Source organism: Bartonella tamiae Th239 (assembly GCF_000278275.1).
Classification (GTDB): Bacteria; Pseudomonadota; Alphaproteobacteria; order Rhizobiales; family Rhizobiaceae; genus Bartonella; species Bartonella tamiae.
On the sequence record NZ_JH725147.1, the window covers coordinates 766,724 to 784,150 of the forward strand.

At 37.5% G+C, this 17,427-nt stretch carries 9 protein-coding genes and 2 pseudogenes; 5 read left to right on the forward strand and 6 right to left on the reverse strand.

Annotated elements, in window-relative coordinates; translation table 11 throughout:
- Positions 1-148 precede the first annotated feature (148 nt).
- The gene (locus ME5_RS03440) at positions 149-1,600 is read right to left on the reverse strand and encodes an NAD-dependent succinate-semialdehyde dehydrogenase (protein WP_008038436.1); all 1,452 of its coding nucleotides are present in this window, start codon (positions 1,598-1,600) and stop codon (positions 149-151) included.
- Between the two features lie 350 nt (positions 1,601-1,950).
- Positions 1,951-2,448 (reverse strand): peptidase dimerization domain-containing protein, encoded by a 498-nt coding sequence (locus tag ME5_RS03445; RefSeq protein WP_342413253.1) that lies wholly within the window; start codon positions 2,446-2,448, stop codon positions 1,951-1,953.
- On the opposite strand from ME5_RS03445, the gene ME5_RS03450 reads away from it, so the two are divergent.
- The 5 genes and pseudogenes from ME5_RS03450 (at position 2,449) to ME5_RS10615 (ending at position 4,835) form a co-directional block, all read left to right on the forward strand.
- Positions 2,449-2,721: a hypothetical protein gene (locus tag ME5_RS03450; RefSeq protein ID WP_008038438.1), complete on the forward strand. Its 273-nt coding sequence runs from the start codon at positions 2,449-2,451 to the stop codon at positions 2,719-2,721. It abuts the gene before it with no gap.
- A gap of 560 nt (positions 2,722-3,281) precedes the next feature.
- Positions 3,282-3,620 (forward strand): hypothetical protein, encoded by a 339-nt coding sequence (locus ME5_RS03455; protein WP_008038439.1) that lies wholly within the window; start codon positions 3,282-3,284, stop codon positions 3,618-3,620.
- Positions 3,621-3,629: 9 nt separating this feature from the next.
- Positions 3,630-3,764 (forward strand): annotated as a pseudogene (locus tag ME5_RS10860) (autotransporter outer membrane beta-barrel domain-containing protein); the annotation flags it as partial.
- A 436-nt stretch (positions 3,765-4,200) separates the two neighbouring features.
- A pseudogene (locus ME5_RS03465) lies at positions 4,201-4,386 on the forward strand (autotransporter outer membrane beta-barrel domain-containing protein); the annotation flags it as partial.
- Positions 4,387-4,526: 140 nt separating this feature from the next.
- Positions 4,527-4,835, forward strand: a complete 309-nt coding sequence (locus ME5_RS10615; RefSeq protein ID WP_081485921.1) for an autotransporter outer membrane beta-barrel domain-containing protein — start codon at positions 4,527-4,529, stop codon at positions 4,833-4,835.
- A 270-nt stretch (positions 4,836-5,105) separates the two neighbouring features.
- Here ME5_RS10615 and ME5_RS03475 read toward each other — a convergent pair whose 3' ends face one another.
- The 4 genes from ME5_RS03475 to ME5_RS03490 all read right to left on the reverse strand — a co-directional run bounded on the left by ME5_RS03475 (position 5,106) and on the right by ME5_RS03490 (position 17,374).
- Positions 5,106-5,849, reverse strand: a complete 744-nt coding sequence (locus ME5_RS03475; protein ID WP_008038455.1) for an ankyrin repeat domain-containing protein — start codon at positions 5,847-5,849, stop codon at positions 5,106-5,108.
- A 384-nt stretch (positions 5,850-6,233) separates the two neighbouring features.
- A complete protein-coding gene (locus ME5_RS03480; RefSeq protein ID WP_008038456.1) occupies positions 6,234-6,932 on the reverse strand; it encodes an IS6 family transposase in 699 nt (232 codons plus the stop codon).
- A 23-nt stretch (positions 6,933-6,955) separates the two neighbouring features.
- Positions 6,956-8,143 (reverse strand): hemagglutinin repeat-containing protein, encoded by a 1,188-nt coding sequence (locus tag ME5_RS03485; RefSeq protein WP_342413254.1) that lies wholly within the window; start codon positions 8,141-8,143, stop codon positions 6,956-6,958.
- 504 nt (positions 8,144-8,647) lie between these two features.
- Positions 8,648-17,374 (reverse strand): hemagglutinin repeat-containing protein, encoded by an 8,727-nt coding sequence (locus ME5_RS03490; RefSeq protein WP_245256479.1) that lies wholly within the window; start codon positions 17,372-17,374, stop codon positions 8,648-8,650.
- Between the last annotated feature and the right edge of the window lie 53 nt (positions 17,375-17,427).

Below are 17,427 nucleotides of genomic sequence, written 5' to 3' on the forward strand. Positions count from 1 at the left end.
GAAATTTTAAAGTATTATAGTGGAGTGTTTATCATAAAACCGTAAAATTTCAACAAATGGGCGTTGAATTATATGAAAAACATGTGAAAAAAGGCGCCTTTCTAAGTGGAGAGCGCCTTTTATATATGAATGTAAGAATTGAGAAATTTTATTTGATTTCACCCAAACAAACATATTTCAACTCAAGAAAATCATCGATACCAAAGTGTGATCCTTCTCGGCCAAGTCCTGAAAGTTTAATGCCACCAAAAGGTGCTTCTGGAGTTGAAATTAAACCTGTATTCACCCCCACCATTCCAAATTCAAGTGCTTCACTCACTCGAAAAACACGTGCCAAGTCTTGAGCATAGAAATAGGATGCAAGACCAAAATCGGTATTATTGGCTTGTGCAATCACATCATTTTCGTCTTTAAAGCGTATAAGCGGCGCAACAGGACCAAAAGTTTCTTCATGCGTCATCTTCATTTTAGGTGTGATATCGGTAAGAATAGTGGGTTCAAAAAAAGTTCCTCCCAATGTGTGTGGTTTGCCACCAAGTAAAATATGACCACCTTTATTGACTGCATCTGCTATGTGGTCTTCTACTTTTTTAAGAGCGGCTTCATCGATTAAAGGCCCAAGATCTATATTTTTTTCCATGCCGTCGCCAACTTTTAAAGCTTCAACAGCCGTTTTGAGTTTTGTGGCAAAACGGTCATAAATTGAATCTTGAATGTAAAGACGATTGGCACAGACGCATGTCTGACCGTTATTACGAAATTTTGCAATGACCGCACCTTTTACAGCTGCATCAATATCTGCATCGTCAAATACAATGAAAGGAGCATTACCACCAAGTTCTAATCCTAATTTTTTGATTGTGGGTGCGCTTTGAGCATAGAGTTTTTTACCAACTTCAGTTGATCCAGTGAAAGTTAGTTTACGCACAATAGGACTTTGCGTAAGCACCGCGCCGATTTCAGTTGCTGATCCCGTTATGACACTAAAAAGGCCTGAGGGTAGACCTGCCCGTTCTGCCAAAATTGCTAATGCGATAGCAGAAAAGGGGGTTTGTATTGCAGGTTTTAGCACCATGGCACAGCCTGCTGCAAAGGCTGGTCCTGCTTTGCGTGTGATCATCGCATTCGGAAAATTCCAAGGTGTAATTGCGCCCACCACACCAATGGGCTGTTTCATAATGAGAATGCGTTTATCTGTTTGATGCCCAGGCAAAATTTCGCCATTGACACGGCGCGCTTCTTCTGCAAACCAGCGAATAAAGCTTGCTCCATAATCAATTTCACCAAGAGCTTCACTTAAAGGTTTTCCCTGTTCAAGTGTTAAAATATGACCAAGATCTTCACGATTTTCCATTATGAGAGAATACCAATGCTCAAGAATCACAGCACGTTCATTTGCTGTTTTTACTGCCCAAAATTTTTGAACTTTTTGTGCGGTATTAAGAGCCGTTTGCACCATTTGTGTATCACATTTTGGAACATATCCGATAATGTCGCCCGAGGCTGGGTTTATCACAGCAGTACCGTTTTGAGGATCTGCATCAATCCATTGACCTGCAATAAAGGCTGCTTGTTTGAATAATGTAAGATCTTTTAACATTTTTTATCCTTTATATTGCATTTATCTCTTAATTTGATTGATCCAAAAAGCGCCTATAAAACCCGTTCTTATTTTATAAATTATATTTTTAGTGATAAGATTCAAGTCCACACCAATGAGCGATGAAAAGCGCTATTGTTTGGGTGACACAACAAACAGATTCAAGATCGACACATTCTTCAAAACCATGTGGGTTTTTGCAATAAGGTCCGTAGACTAATCTTGGACAATTTCCATAAAGTTCATTGCATTGAGCATCTGTTGTTGCAAAAAAATACGTTCTTCTAATTGCTTATTCCATACATTGTAATGACGCTGTGCAAGAATTTTTTCTTATTCATCAGCATCTTTCAATAAATATCCTTCTGCAAAATACCTTTATAATGAAATCTTGGGAAATGATTTTTTAAAAAAGTGTGTGTGGCTGTTTGTTCAAAAATAAATCTACGAATTTTTTTGTATGCTTTTTGACGTGATTGTCCGGGATAAATCGCAATACAGACTTCAAACCAACAATCTGCCGACATACTGGAAGGCCATTCGACTCCTTCTATACGCCCGATATTAAAATGAATGCGATTTGGATGTCTATCAAAAGGAAGATAATCTGTTTTGCGATCATTCCAACGTTCTTCTAATATATCAAGTGATTGAATGATTTTTATTGTATTATGAATAGTATCTGCACCTTTGCCAAAATCACCTGAGGCATGGCCATGAGCACCATCAATATCACCGCGCATCCAGATGGGACCTGTTAGACCGCGCTTAAATTTTGGTTCTAAAGGCTTAAGGATAAAAGCCGCATCTGCTGTATATTCACGAACAAGATAGGTAATGCAACGGATATGTCAGCAAAACTCACAGGCTCTGGTGATTTGGTTATTAAGGCAGGCAACGATAAAATCATTTTCATTTCAAATACAACGAATGATTATACAGGAACAATGACAGCCTCGACGGGTACTCTTTTGTTGAGAGCTTATAATGTTCTTGGTAAAATTTTCTATTTGAACATCACTTCACATGGTGGTGTTGATATGGATGGATATTTGCAAACGATCGGCGTAGTGAATACGAGCCTTGGTTGGCAATTAAGGGTTTCTGAGGGTCACAATTAACAATTGATAAAGCTTTGCGCTCTGATGGCGAACTTTCTGGTGGTTACTTAGATCTTCATACATCATATAGTGGGGTAAACATCAACATTCAATCTTCATTTTTTCTATCCATGGTGTTCAAAATGCTTTTATAGGCTCTTTAGAAGTTGATGGTGGTTCCCAAATTATTGCGAATACAGCGCACGCATTTGATCATACAAAGACCATTTATCAGTCGGTCCAGAAGATAGGTTTACTTTTGCAAATCTTTCGATTGATGGCGACGCTCGATCAGGGTCTCTTCAAGGAAAAAATAGGCGTCTTTTGCAGGGCATGGTCGGGTAAAAATATGCGATGGGAGCCTTCTGATTTTACTAGTAACAGTAATCATTTTGAAGGAACCTTGAATAAGGAACATTGGATATTGGCGCGGATAATGTTGTAACAGCGAATGAACCCAAAATATTGGTGAGGGATCAATTCTTGCTAACGGTCCTTTTATTGCGAAAACTGATCAGAAATGGGATTTAAACGATCGTTTTGAAGGTGATGGTTGTTTTATCAAAGATGGTAGCGACATCATGCAAATTGGTCATGCTTTATCTCGTTTTGTCAGGCGTACAAATGTTGATAATGGAACGTTGATTGTTGGTGATGACACAATCCATGATGCGCAAATTGGTGGCGATGTCATTATTGCAAAAAATGCTCTACTATCGGCATCAGGTCGCGTTACAGGATATGTCAACAATGATGGGATTATTTGGTTATTAAATGCCATTGGTGGGCATGAAGACGTGGCTCTATCCAATTTAAACCTCGGCGGATTAACAAATATTGGCACTATAGATCTCGCAAAAAGTTCAATTGGTAATACAGTGACTGTTAACGGCGATTATTATGGTGATAAGGGTGTATAACATATTAATATTGTTTTAGAGAGTGAGCAATCAGTGAGCGATCAAATGTATATTACAGGCGATGTATCAGGTAAGACGTCAATCATAGTTAAAAATCGTGGTTGTCTCGGTGCCTCAATAAGTGGTAACGGCATTAAAATTATTGATGTTCAAAAATATCCCCTAATGATAGTTTTGTCATGCAAAGTAATTATAACTATGAAGGGAAAGTTGCAATTTTTGGGGGTGCTTATGCCTATTCACTTTACCATAATGGCGTATCCAGCGATGCAGATGATGATAATTGGTATTTGCGTTAATTAAATATTGAAACAGAACTAGAAAATCCAAAAAAACCAATCACGGACCTGATAGCAAAGATTTAAAAACTATTTATCAACCAGCAGCGGCTTTATGCGAAATTTATCCACATACACTTCTTCAAATGAATAAGCTTACTACATTAGAGCAACGCATTTAGTTGAGGAATGAAGATAGCGATAGCGTTTCGTCTTACGCAATGAATGATGATGGCTTTTGGATATAAGTACAACGCTCAACAGGACATATTAATTCTAAATAATCTTTCAACAATTCTCATTATGACGTTACGATGATCAGTACTCAATTTGGTTTAGATTTTGTTGCGTTAGATAAAGCAATTGGTCAAGTTAATGGTGGTGTTTATTTTCAATATGGACATAATAAAATGGACGTTTTTTCTCGTTTTGGCAAAGGGGTTATTAAAAACAACGGTTATGGCTTTGGCGTAACACTCACATGGTAAGGTAACAATAATATCTCTATTGAAGGTGATGCGCAAATAATGTGGTGTAAATTTGATATTTAACCTGACACACTTGATAAACGAGAAACTAATCATAATAGAGCGAGAGGTTACGCACTCAGTATTGAGGCCGGTAAAAAATCGGATTAAATCAATATTGGAGTTTAACACCGCAATCTCAATTATCTTATAATTCTGCTGAATTTAATACTATTTCCGATGCTTATTCCGCTATTATTCGTCACAAAAATAATGATGCTTTGACAGGGCGGCTTGGTCTTGCACTTGACCGAGAAAAAAACTGGACATCAGAAATGGAGGAACTTCGTCGTTTAAAAACTTATGGCATTGCCAATCTATATTATGAATTTCTTGACGAAACAGAAATTACCATAACAAATGTTACATTAGAGAACCGTCCAGATCGCTTTTGGGCAGTTTGGGTATAGGACTTTCATATAATTGGAAAAATGACAAATATCCCCTTTACGGTGAAGTTAATGCACGTAGTAGCTTTGCTAATTTTGGCGACAGTCATTATCTTCTTGGTAAAATAGGCTTTAAATCAAATTTAATGTCTTATTCTTTATAAGAAAACTAAACCCGACTTATAATACCACAGTCGGGTTTATTTATTTGTTTCACTCTAATAAAAGTAAAGAAAACACTCAATTAAAATCAAGATATAACTATAAATAATGTTATTTAATTGCTATTTATTAATAGTCGCAATATGGTTTGTTGTTACGATGATTAATAGCACCATGCTCTATCAAAATTTTAATTGCATCAGCACTGCCATTATCACAAGCAAAGGATAAGGCACTTTTATTATAGGCTGGATGATTGACATCTTTTTCAGTGGTGATTAAATCCGTTTTTGCACCATTTTCAAGTAAATATTTTACAATTTCTTGCCTATCATTACTAGAAGCAACAATAAGAATTGTTTCGCCTTGAAGGTCATTGCTTTGATTATTCAAATCAACTTTGTCTTTTAATAAGTCATGTATTTTTTTAAAGACGACAACATTCTTGCCAAGCCCTGCTGATTTGAGTGCATTGCTCACATCGGCTCTGTCTGTTGCCATGAGATTGGCATTTTGAGAAATAAGATAATCAACAATATCTTCATAACCGATAAAAGCAGCCCAGCCAAGAGCTGTTTGCCCAAAACTTGCTTCATCCTTTACTTCAATATCTTGACCATTCTCAACCATTGTTTTGATGGTTTCAATATCACCCTGTTTGACTGCATCAAACCATTTTGCATCGGGCCCTTCAGAAGGTTTATTATAAAATATTCTATGTTGCAATCGCGTAGGATTAGCGATTTCTACCATTTCAGCATAATCTAATCTGAATTGCTTATAACCATCGGGATTATTGGCATTAAGTTCAGCCGCGTGTGCGGTAAAACCGATTGTTGATGAAAGAAGAATGGATAAAAGTATCTTTTTCATAACAGCTCCTCATTTTATTCTATTTGGTTTACTAAAGATAAACTATATTAATTTTGGTATGTTTCCTAGCGAAGTGATGCCTATAATTTATTATAACCAAAGTCGATGGTGATAACTTATGATACATCATCGCTAAACATATACAGCGAAAATAAATATTTAAATTTCTCATTAAGTCATGATTGAAAGTTTCAATCTTTCATTAAAATATTAAATTTTAATTCATAAAACTTCAACGCTTTAAAGCATATTGATTAATTGATTTTAATAAAAATATTTTTTAAAATGATACAAAAAGTGTAAGTAGTTCATGAAACATAAAAAGTAATGGCGGTGTTGTCAGACTAAGTCTAACTCGTCTCTGAAATGCAGGGTAGGCGTGTTTTATGCAAGCGTTAAATTAAACCACTCATGAAGAGCGGTCGTTCGTTTTTGCTTGTATGTTTGTCTGCTTATTAAATGCCTTTCATGATTAAAATGATTGTAAATTTGTCCTTGAATATGTGTGAATTTCTGTAGCCAAGGCATACTTTTGAAGCGTTGCATTGCTCTTTCTCGTCGACGAAATGGTAGGTGTGAATTTTCACATCGATTGTTAAGACGACGGCCTGTTTCTTGACGATCTTCGATACCAATATCTCTAAATGCAGCCTTGTAAGATGCAAGCCTATCTGTTGTTATAACTTTAGGTAATCCATTGTGTTTTATGGCTTTTTTGATGAATTTTAAAGCGGTTTGTTTGTTGCGACGCTTGGAAACAAAGCATTCAAGAACTTCGCCTTCATGATCAACTGCTCGACATAGATAGTGTTGTACACCATTGATTTTTACAAAGACTTCATCCAAATGCCACTGCCAATTTGAGTGTTGATTTTTTCTTTTTTTACGAATGGAGCAAGCTATTAATTTGCCGAAACGCGCAACCCAATATCTTATAGTTTCATGACAAATATCAATGCCACGATCATGCAGAATATCTTCAACTTGTCGAAAGCTAAGTGGATATCTCACATAATACATCACTGCTAAACGGATAATTGCAGGTGAAGTTTTGAAATATTTGAAAGGATTTATCTTGCTCATGGCGCGAAATTATCACGCCACGTTCAAAACGTAAAGTTATTCTGACAATGCCCTGCGCCGCCATCACCCCAAATGTCACTGCCCGTTTGTTCTTTAAGTTTATCAGAAATTTTCTTAACGCCTTCTGCCATGTTCTTGGCAGCTTCTGTCCATTCCTGTTGCGTTTTTAACTGCTCATTGAGCTTCTTTTGAAGATCAGGAATTCCATCAATCTTATCATTGGTATGAGATGGATCACGGTTAAGGGTTACAATATCTTGTACTTGTTCATCTTTTTTTGTAATGATGATTTGACCAGGAGATACAGCAGCTTGTGCCTTGCCTTTATCCTTGCCACTATCATTCAGTGTTGGTGATACAAGTGGGCCAGTGCCAGCATCTCCTTGTTTTCCTGTGCCAATAGTATAACCACCACCTTTTGTGGTTACATCCCAGCTAGAGCTTGTGTTGATATCTTCAAATGTGATTGTGCCTGTTACAAGCTTGTTCTTGTCTTCACCAGCTGTTGAAGTAATCAATCCACCTTTAAGGGCTGTTTTGTCATCAACATTGAGATCAAACCCTTCATCACCTGCATGAATGCCTGATTGCTCATTAACAGTAAAGCTATTGCCTTTGCCGTTTTGTTTAACAACATTAACACCCGCCGTATTGGCACCAATATTGCCTGAGATGCTATCATGCTTAATCTTGACATCTTCAACATCAATTTGGCTTTCAATAATAAGGCTACCACCAACATTGGCCACAACTTTATTTCCAGAAACAGTTGCACCTTTCAAGGTAAAGTCACCGTCAGTGTTAACGGTTACAGTGCCTGTGCCTGTGACATGCGTATTTGTATGGGTAAGGCTGTTGCTATTACTATTGCTTTTATCATAATAGCCACTAGCATTTGGAGTTCCTGATAAATCCATGCCAATTAATGCACCAGATGCTTTTGAGCTGCTTTTGCTTTGCGTTGTGCCAATGGCGCTGTTTAAATTGATTTCCTTTGCGGTTAGATCAATATTACCAGCGTTTTTATCACCAATGTTATTCCAAAACGGATCACTGCCAACATTGATTTGCGCACCTTGAGATGTGATCTTGTTACCAGCTTCAATATCAATCGCACGTCCTGCATCTAATGTGGTGACAACAGGTGTTGATGTGGTTGATGAGCTCTCAGTTTTAGAATGATTAAACCCAACTCCAATAGAGGCATTGATGAGGTTTGCTTAACCAATGATGAACCAATATCACACAGTTATATTACCGTGTGACAAATGATTTCAGGTGATGTTTTGAAATATTTGAATGGATTTATCTTCCTCATGGCGTGAAATTATCACGCCATGCTTAAATTGCAAAGTTATTCTGACAATGCCAATAATGCCTCTAATTATAGGCGCCTCTAGCAATACATATTGGAAGTTTTGGATTAGTAAAATTTTTACATGATTCAAACGGTGTTTTTTTATCTTTAGTTATATAGCCTTTGTCATACATACAAAAAGTTTTTTTAAAGTGATTATTCATAAAAATCATATTTTGTTCTTTATAATTATACTTTTTTTCACCACATTATTTTAAATCCTCTTGAACAGATTGAATGGTACTTCCTGGCTTACTATACCATTCATTATTTGGGGTAGGAGGAGCAAATGTTTCTAACATGCTGTCCATGCTGCAAGCACTTATAAGTAGAGTAGATAAAATGGTTAATATTTTATTCATTTTGCACCTTTTGCTTTAATAATAATAGTATCTGATTTTCCGTAGTTATCTTTGCAATCATCTGATGCATTTCCATAACAGCTATGTGTAGAATATCCTTTTTTACCGAAGGTCATATTGAACCATTCTTGAAACTTATTGCTAGTTGACGGTATTTTATTATTGCTTGCAGGATTTCCACCAATCACAGAGCCTACATAATCGTACTTATTGTTTTGAAGATATACACCGTTTTGCTGTCCGCCACTTAAATCGTAAAGTGAATTAGCGGCCTGCTGTGCATTATAAGCTGGACCAAAAAAGTGAATATTCGTATTACCAAGTGCATTATTAACTCCGCTATTTTTTAATGATGATAAAGCATTACCAACAGTCATAGTTCCACGGCTGTGGCCATATATATCTAATCCATTTTGACCATATTGTTTCATTAAATCAACTACTTCTTGTGCTGAATTTGTTAAGCCCCAAAAATTATTTTCCAAATTTTTCTGATAACCAGCTATCATTAATTCACTTACAGAATTATCTGCTTTTGGAAACCAAACTATATAAAGCGGTCCTGATTTATCACCTGCATGTTGTAAAGCATAATGTATAGCAGCTTGTTCATTATTAAAAATACCATTAGCACTAATATTTATTTTTCCATCAGAGCCTGGCTGCATATGTTGCTTTTCTTCATCTGTTAAATGGCGTGCTTGAGGTATTCCATTTTCATCATACTCAATGATAGATACTGGATGTTCCTTTATAAACGTAGTTTTATAAGCTTCATCACTATATTTAAAGCCTAGATTAATAAGATCTTGTTTAAGAGCTTGCTCATTTGCAGCTTGTTGTTCCAAATGATGTATGTTTATTTTATCAGCAGCCTGATGAGCATTTTCAGTATCACGGTTAAGTGATGCGATTGTGTTTGCACTATTGTGGCCAGTAAGTGCCATTTGTCCAGCTTCATCTTTAATAATAATTGTTCCATTGCTAATTGCAGCATTCGTGTGACCTTTAGATGAATCATCCGCATGACCACTATTAAGTAAGTTTCCTATAACTGTTTTTCCTATGCCATATTTTCCCTTTGAAAAAATATCAGATGGCAAGTTGAAACCTTTGCTATCAGCGTTTGCTTCTGCAAAATTTTTAATATCATTTGTTGTAAGTGTTCCTGTCTCTAATCTATTTTTATCAGCCGTTGCTGTGCTACTAATAATGCCACCGATTAAGCCTGTATTATTATTGACTTTTATATTAAAACCACCATCTCCAACTTTAATACCAGACTGTTCAATTACACTTGCGTAATTACCAGATGAATTGGATTGTTGCCAACTGGCAGAAACATTACCATTAAAACCTCCAGAAATTGTTTGGTTTTTATTTTTGGAAACTTCCGTATCTTGGGGACTCACTATGTTAAGGTTACCACCAATTTCAGCTTTTAAGCTATCGCCTGTAATAACAGCGCCGTTCAAATTCGTATCAGCACCTGATTTTAATGTTATATCACCTGTCCCAGCAATATGAGTATTAAGGTTAGTGATTTCATTAGATGAACTATTACCATTGCTATAATATCCATTAGCCATCGGTCCAGTTGTTGATATTCCAAATTGCGCACCGCTAGAATTGGAGTTACTTTCATTTTTTTGTAAACCTTGTGCACTAATTAGATTGATTTCATTTCCAGCACTTAAACTTATATCACCGGCTTTGTTATCATTAACAAAATTCCATATTGGATTTGTACCAGCATTGATTTGCGCACCTTGAGATGTGATATTATTCCCAGCTTCAATATCAATAGCGCGCCCAGCTTCAAGTGTGGTGACAACAGGTGTTGATGTCTTGGATAAACTTTCATACTTGGAGTGATTAAAGCCTACGCCAATGCCAGCAGAAAGACCTAAGTCTTTAGAGTTAATCATTTTTTTAATATCATTTGCCTGAGATAATGCTACAAGACTATTACCAATATCACTTTTCCAATCTCCCCCTCCTATGCGATCAACCGAGTTGGCAATGCTTTGTGCAGCATTAGCAATGTTGCTGCCAACAGAAACAGTCACACCAGCAAAAAGCTTTTCATGCATTTCTTTATAGTTGCTAACATCATTAGCGGCGAGCAGATTAACATTATTTTCGGCATAGATATTGATATCACGCCCAGAACTTACATCTGCGGCTTGTAAGTTGGCATCACGCCCAGCACTAATATTAACATCATTGCCAGCTGTTAACGTAGAACTTGTATTGGTTTTTTGATCACTGCTTTTTTTATCAGTTGATGAGCCATAGCCAATGCCAATAGAGCCGCCCGTGCTTGAGCCTTGGATTTGAAGTCCAAAGCCTGATTTTTTCTTACTTTCAGTTTCTTCATAACTTTCATTGCCAGGAAGAATATTCACATCACGTGCAGCATCAAGGTTTATATCATTACCTGCTGTCACATTTGAGCCAATGATATTTACATCAGTTTGTGTAGCAACAATGTTGACATCGCCACCGGCAACAACGTTTGAACCAATATTTTTTGTTTCTTCTGTTGTCTTTTTTCTTTTGTCTGAACCATAGATGGAATAGAAGCCATCACCTGAACCAACACCAAAACCAGTTTTCTTCTTGTCAGTTGTTGAAGCATGATCTTCTTGTGCACCAATAACAGAAACGCTTGAAACGATAATATTGACATCTTCACCGGCAACAACATTCGAGCCAGAGATGACAGCATTGCCATTGGCGCTTAAATTAACATTGCCTGTTGCACCAAGATTAGATGCAACATTGGTTTCATCATAAGTGGTTTGCTTCTTTGATGAACTGCCTAAAAGCTTTTTAGTGCTTTTATTGCTATTTGTACTTTGCGTATCTTTACCAGAAGCAATAAGCAAATCACCACCAGCTTTAACATTCAAATCAGCTGTTTTATCATCTGTGCCAGCAACAATGTCAGATGCTGAAACCGTAACATTATTTCCAGCTTGAATATTAACACCATCATTACCAGAAATTGATGAACCTACAGTTGTTGTTGTATCTGTTGATGTTTCTTTTTTGTTTGTTTTCTTGAATAAGCCACCCGTTTTTGATTTTGTACTAATATCTTCATGGTAGCTATCTTCAGCCGCTAAGATACTCACATCACCTGTGGCTTTAAGGCCAACCTTACCATCAGCATCAATGCTGCTGCCAATAATATTAAGATTATGTTCTTTTCCATCTTGGCCAGCAATTGCTGTCACATTGCCACCAGCAGTTAAAGACGAGCCAACTTGCGTGGTCTCATCTCTATTCATTTTGTATTTATTTTGATCTATATGGTCTTCACTTTTGTTTTCCATAGAGGTGATGGTGATTTCACCTTGAGCGTCGAGTGACATATTGCCCTTGGCATCTAAGTTAGATGCGCCAATGAGAATATCTTCACCAGCTTTAACGCCCATATTCTTGTCAGAAGATACATTTGAACTTTGTTGAGTACTGTCAAGTGAAACACGTTTACCAGCAACTTCAACAGATTTATCTTGCGTTGCAACAATCGCAACACTTTGCCCTGCATCAATTGCAAGATTACCATCCGCATGAGCATCAGACCCAGCAATGACAACATTCTTGTCAGCAGACAAAGACATAGAACCGCCAGAGTTAAGCTCTGACTTTTGTTGTGTTGTATTAAAGCTAGAGCTTTCAACACGGTTAGCTTCAGCTGATTGAATGGTGAGATTACCACTTTCAGCTGATAACGCCATGCGATCACCTGCGTTGAGACTGCTCCCAGTTACAGTAATGTCATTGTCAGCTTTGACTTGCAGATCTTTGCCAGTTTCAATACTTGAACCGGTCACATTTTGCGAGCCATTTGCAGTTGTTGCCGTTGCTGTACCAATGGTGACATTTTTGCCTGAAAGCCCCATGCTTTCACCGGCTTTGGCATTCACACCATTCAGGCTTAAGTTATTATCAGCCGAGAGAATGGCCGTTCCACCAGCATTGATTGCTTGTGTTGGTAAAATAACTGTTTGGCCATTTAAGCTTGTTGTTCCAGCATTCAATTCAAGATTATTGGTTGATGCTAAAATCATGTCCCCACGAGAAGCAAAAGCACCACCATTTGATAAAATATCAACGCCTTGTATTTTTAGATCACTGTTTGAGCTAATGAGACCAGAATTATTAACAGTATTGGTGGTGATATTAACACTGCCACCTTCAATTTTGGAACCTGATGCAGAAATACTTGCTTTGTCTTTTGCAGAAATATAAAGAACAGGCGCATAAACCTCCATGCCATTGACGTTTTGTTTGACATAAACAACGATGAATTTATCAAGGCTTGCTACTTGTTCAGCCGTTAAAGGTTCTCCAAAGGTCAAACCATTTTTATTGCTATATTCAATACCTGCATCAAGAAGCGACTTCATCTGTTCAATTGGATCATTTCCTGGAACAAAAGAGCCATTACCCAACCCCTCACCAACAAGATCACGCATTTGCTTGTCTATAAGTTGGTTTTCAAAATAGGCGTCCCCAAGGAATAAAATTTGATGATCTGGATTATAGCCAATACGGTTCATAAAATAACCAGAACCATAAAACTTACCAACATCTAGAAACGCTGCACGCGTTTCATAGACAAAATATTGATTGGGTAATGTGCCACCAAAGCCACCAGAATTTGGTTTTGGAGCTGAGATATCACCACGTTCAATGGCTGTTGCAAGCGAGAAATTTCCATTTTCTTTTTGAACAAGGTTTAAATCAATATTCTTATCAAAAAGAGCACCGCCTGCCGTTAAACCATTAAGCGCATCAAGGGGATTACCAGATGTTGCTTCTGCCTCAAATTTTGCAGATCCTGCAATGGTGTTTTCCGCAACCGTATTATTAAGTGTTGTGGCATTTAATTGAAGTGCACCACCCGCTTTAATCGTGGCTGCAAAGCTTTTTGTCGCAACCATACCCGTTGTGATTGTACTACCTGCAGCCAAGTCTTTACCAGCAATGCGATTACCATCAGCATCATAAGCCATACATTGTGATTTTGAAACACAGGTGATGCTTGATGTTGTATAGGCTGTTGCACCGACATTATTAACAGTTTGGGCTGTAATTGTCGCATTGTTTCCAGCTTCAATATTGCTATAATTATTATCAATGACATCTGCATCAATCGTTAAGTCATTGCCTGCTTGAATGAGACCTGATTTGATTGTTTCAACGTTAAAAACCTGACCTGTTTCAGTTTTTTGCATTCCAGTAGGCAAAGGATTAAGGTAATAAAATTCAAGTCTTTTCTCAAGACGCGTATATCCCAATAACCAATTATCAGTTTTATAGGTAATGCCATCAATAACGAGAGTAGAATAAGCTTCTTCTTTGTTTTGATATAATTGTTCAGCAAGTCTTGGTGTATCATTATTAGATGTTTGTAAGATACCCCATGTATTTGTCGTATTGTCATAGCCAAGTGCATATACATATCTTGGATCAAGAGCAGGGAGTGGATATGGATTTATCTCATAATCATTGACTTTATTCAAACTTATGATTTGTCCATACTTACCTAATTGATCATAATCTTTTGGTGTATCAAAAGAAATCATCCCTGTATTTGTCGAAGATTGTTGGCTAAGCTCTGGATTAACATCCGCTTCATTAATAAGATGATTGGTGAGGATAGAAAGGTTTTTGCCAGACTGAATAAGACCTGCTTTATTTTTAAGAAGGCTGTTTTTGCCATTGCCGCTGTTATTTGCAAATTTCAAATTACCTTGCGCAATGATTGCGCCAAAGTCATTGACAATATCACCATCTGCAAAAAGTGCACCATTGCCTGCTGTATAGATTAAGCCTGTGGAATTATTAGTAATGGTACCAGTTGTATTAATTTGTAAGTCATTGGCGGAAGCAAGTTGACCATTGTTTTCAAGCGATGATGTGATGATTTTAAAATCATTATCAGCTAGAATATTTGTATTTCTGTCAACTACAAGGGTAGGGATATTGAGTTGAATATCACCTGATCCACCACCACTTTTAATCGCAGACAATTTTGCATTTTGAACATTGAATGCTGAAGCCGCATTGATAGTCAAACCACCATAAGTGAGTGTGCTATTAGAAACATCAACTGTTTGTGCTTTCAAAGCAAGCGTTTTTGCTGTTTGTATCTTTGCACGATTATTGCTTAAATCAAGGGATGTTGCTGATAAGCTAATATCACCACCTGCAACAAGATTGTTTTCAAGACTTAAATTACCTTGTTCTGTTGTAAGAGAAGCATTTTGATTGCTAAACAAATATTGGTATTGAATGTTATTCTTTGCATTCAACTGCAAATCATTTCCACTAAATGCTTGTTCTAAAGTAATAGCATTTGATGCATCAATAACTGTCTTTCCACCACTTGTATTAAATGAAACAAGACCAGTTTCATTGGCTTTATCAATATCAAGACCGCTAATAAGGCGTTGGGCTACAAAATTATTCGTATGAGCAATGATATCACGCCCTGCAAATAAAGTTTGAAGATTAATATCTTGAGCGTTTAAATTAGCATTGCCATAGATTGATAATCTATTCGCTTTTAATGCATTGCTGTTGACAATAAGGTTGCCACCAATTGTTGCATCGCCAAGATTAGCTTGTTGGGTTTGAACATTAAAATCTCTCCCACTATAAGATGCTCCCGATATTGTAACAGTATGTCCACTTATTAAATTAAGTGTTCCTTCGGTATAAATTTGTTGGGCTGTTATTGATCCATTTTGTGCCGATGTGTTAACATCTGCACCCGATTGTATCTGATTACTGGTAATAGAGCCTTGGTTTGCATTAAGTTGGATGGTGCTACCACTTAAGATTTGTTGAAGGACAATATCACCTGTTTTGGCTACAATGTTAGTTGTAGCAGTGCCATTCAAAGCACCATTATTATTTTGTCCAATAAGCTGCATGCCTGCAATGAGGCGTTGACCAGAGACAGAGGCTGCCTCAACAGCAACATTGCCAGATGCTGCTAAAGTGTTATTGATTGTAAGAGCTTGATTTGATGACGCATCAATAGTGTTTGTACTATAGATATTCCCTGCAGTTATAGAGCCTTGAGCCGCTTTCAAAGCTATATTAGCTTGACGAGCAAATGTTAAGTTGCCTGTTTCATCTGTTGCATTCATATCAAGACCATTTGCAATGGTTGATGCAATGATGTTGCCAAAGGCATGAAGATTAATATTAGAACCGGCCAAGATAAAGCCTGCATTAAGATTACGTCCTGTCTCTATATCGACAGTATTGGAGGCTTTAACATTTCCAGTAATGTTGAGATCTTGCCCAGCGGAGAGCGTCATATTATTAAAGCTGATGAGGGTAGCCGCTTCAATTAAACCTTTATTTGCAGTGACGTTTAAATCAGTACCGGCTTTAATTCCATTTGTTGACCTAATATTTCCATTTCTGTTTTGAAGTGATGCTTGACCATTGGCAACAGCAACAAGGACATCAATGTCTTGACCAGCGTTGATAAGCATTTGGTTGCCACTTGCAACCTGATTTGCTTTGATTGAACCATCCGCAGTAAGGCTTAAATTGCCACCAGCAATAAGGTCACCTTCAGCAGAAATCAGACCGTGCCCAGCGTTGACCATAATGTCGCCATCAGCACCAATCGTCTCAAGTGTGACACCTTGGTCAGCTTGAATGTTGACTGTTTTTTTAGAAGTTACTGTACGTGCTTCAATGCTATTATCATTAGCTTTTATTGTCACACCATCACGGCCAGATACCTTGTTAAGGGCAATTTTGCCGTTAGCTGATAATGATATTTCGCCAGCATTAGCAGCCATATCATTACGCATCCTCACGCCAACACCTTTTTCAGTGGCAACAATCTTAATGCGATCAGCTTGCAGAGCTCCCAGTGCTGAACCATCAATGGCATATTGAGGCTTACCAGCAATATCAGTTAGCTCTTTAAACTCACGTGATGCATAATCAAATTTACCCGTGCCAGCATGAATGCCTATATCATGACCAGAAACAGGACCATCAAGGATGACTGTTCTTGATACAACATCAAATATATCAACCGAACCTTTGCCAGAGGAAAGATTAGCACCTTTTTCACCAAAAGTAACATCGCCACCTTGAACGTCAAAACCTGTTAAGCGACCATCAAGACCAATTTGAGGAATACCAGTGGTGAGTGTTGCACGCGGTGTATTGATAAAGCCACAGCCATTACATGTAATACCGTTTGGGTTGGCAATAATCACATCAGCTTGACGACCAAAAATTTCTGCAGGGCCTTCCAAGGCTGAACGGTTACCACTTGTGACTTCGTTGAGAATAACGCTTGCAGAGCCAGAAGTGCGCAAATTTGGGTTACCTGGTGTAACACCCCCTAATTGTGATATCCCAACTTCTCCGTTATGATTATTAAGAATAACCCCTGGTGCACCAATATTGAAGTTATTGTATTTATTATGAGAAAGGCCGGCACCATTTGGCGTGGCAATATCAATCATAGGAACGCCGTTAGGAGCAGCACCTATGTTTGGCCGTTGTGATGCGCCTGCATTTGGGTCAACAGAAATTTGTTGGGCAGATACAAAAAGCGGTTGCATGATGAGTGAAAAACTCAAAACCCCAGCTAACAATTGTTGAGGAAGACGTTTGAATGTCTTTGAGTTTAAGAAGCTATATTTGATTATTGTTTTTGTCATGATACTCACCTTGAGCCACTGCATCTTCGCAGCCTATTGAATAAAACCCTACA

Coding starts and splice junctions, on each gene's coding strand:
- ME5_RS03440 (WP_008038436.1), bottom strand. CDS start 1,600: ATGTTAAAAGATCTTACATTATTCAAACAAGCAGCCTTTATTGCAGGT.
- ME5_RS03455 (WP_008038439.1), top strand. CDS start 3,282: ATGCAAATTGGTCATGCTTTATCTCGTTTTGTCAGGCGTACAAATGTT.
- ME5_RS03475 (WP_008038455.1), bottom strand. CDS start 5,849: ATGAAAAAGATACTTTTATCCATTCTTCTTTCATCAACAATCGGTTTT.
- ME5_RS03490 (WP_245256479.1), bottom strand. CDS start 17,374: ATGACAAAAACAATAATCAAATATAGCTTCTTAAACTCAAAGACATTC.
- ME5_RS03450 (WP_008038438.1), top strand. CDS start 2,449: ATGTCAGCAAAACTCACAGGCTCTGGTGATTTGGTTATTAAGGCAGGC.
- ME5_RS03480 (WP_008038456.1), bottom strand. CDS start 6,932: ATGAGCAAGATAAATCCTTTCAAATATTTCAAAACTTCACCTGCAATT.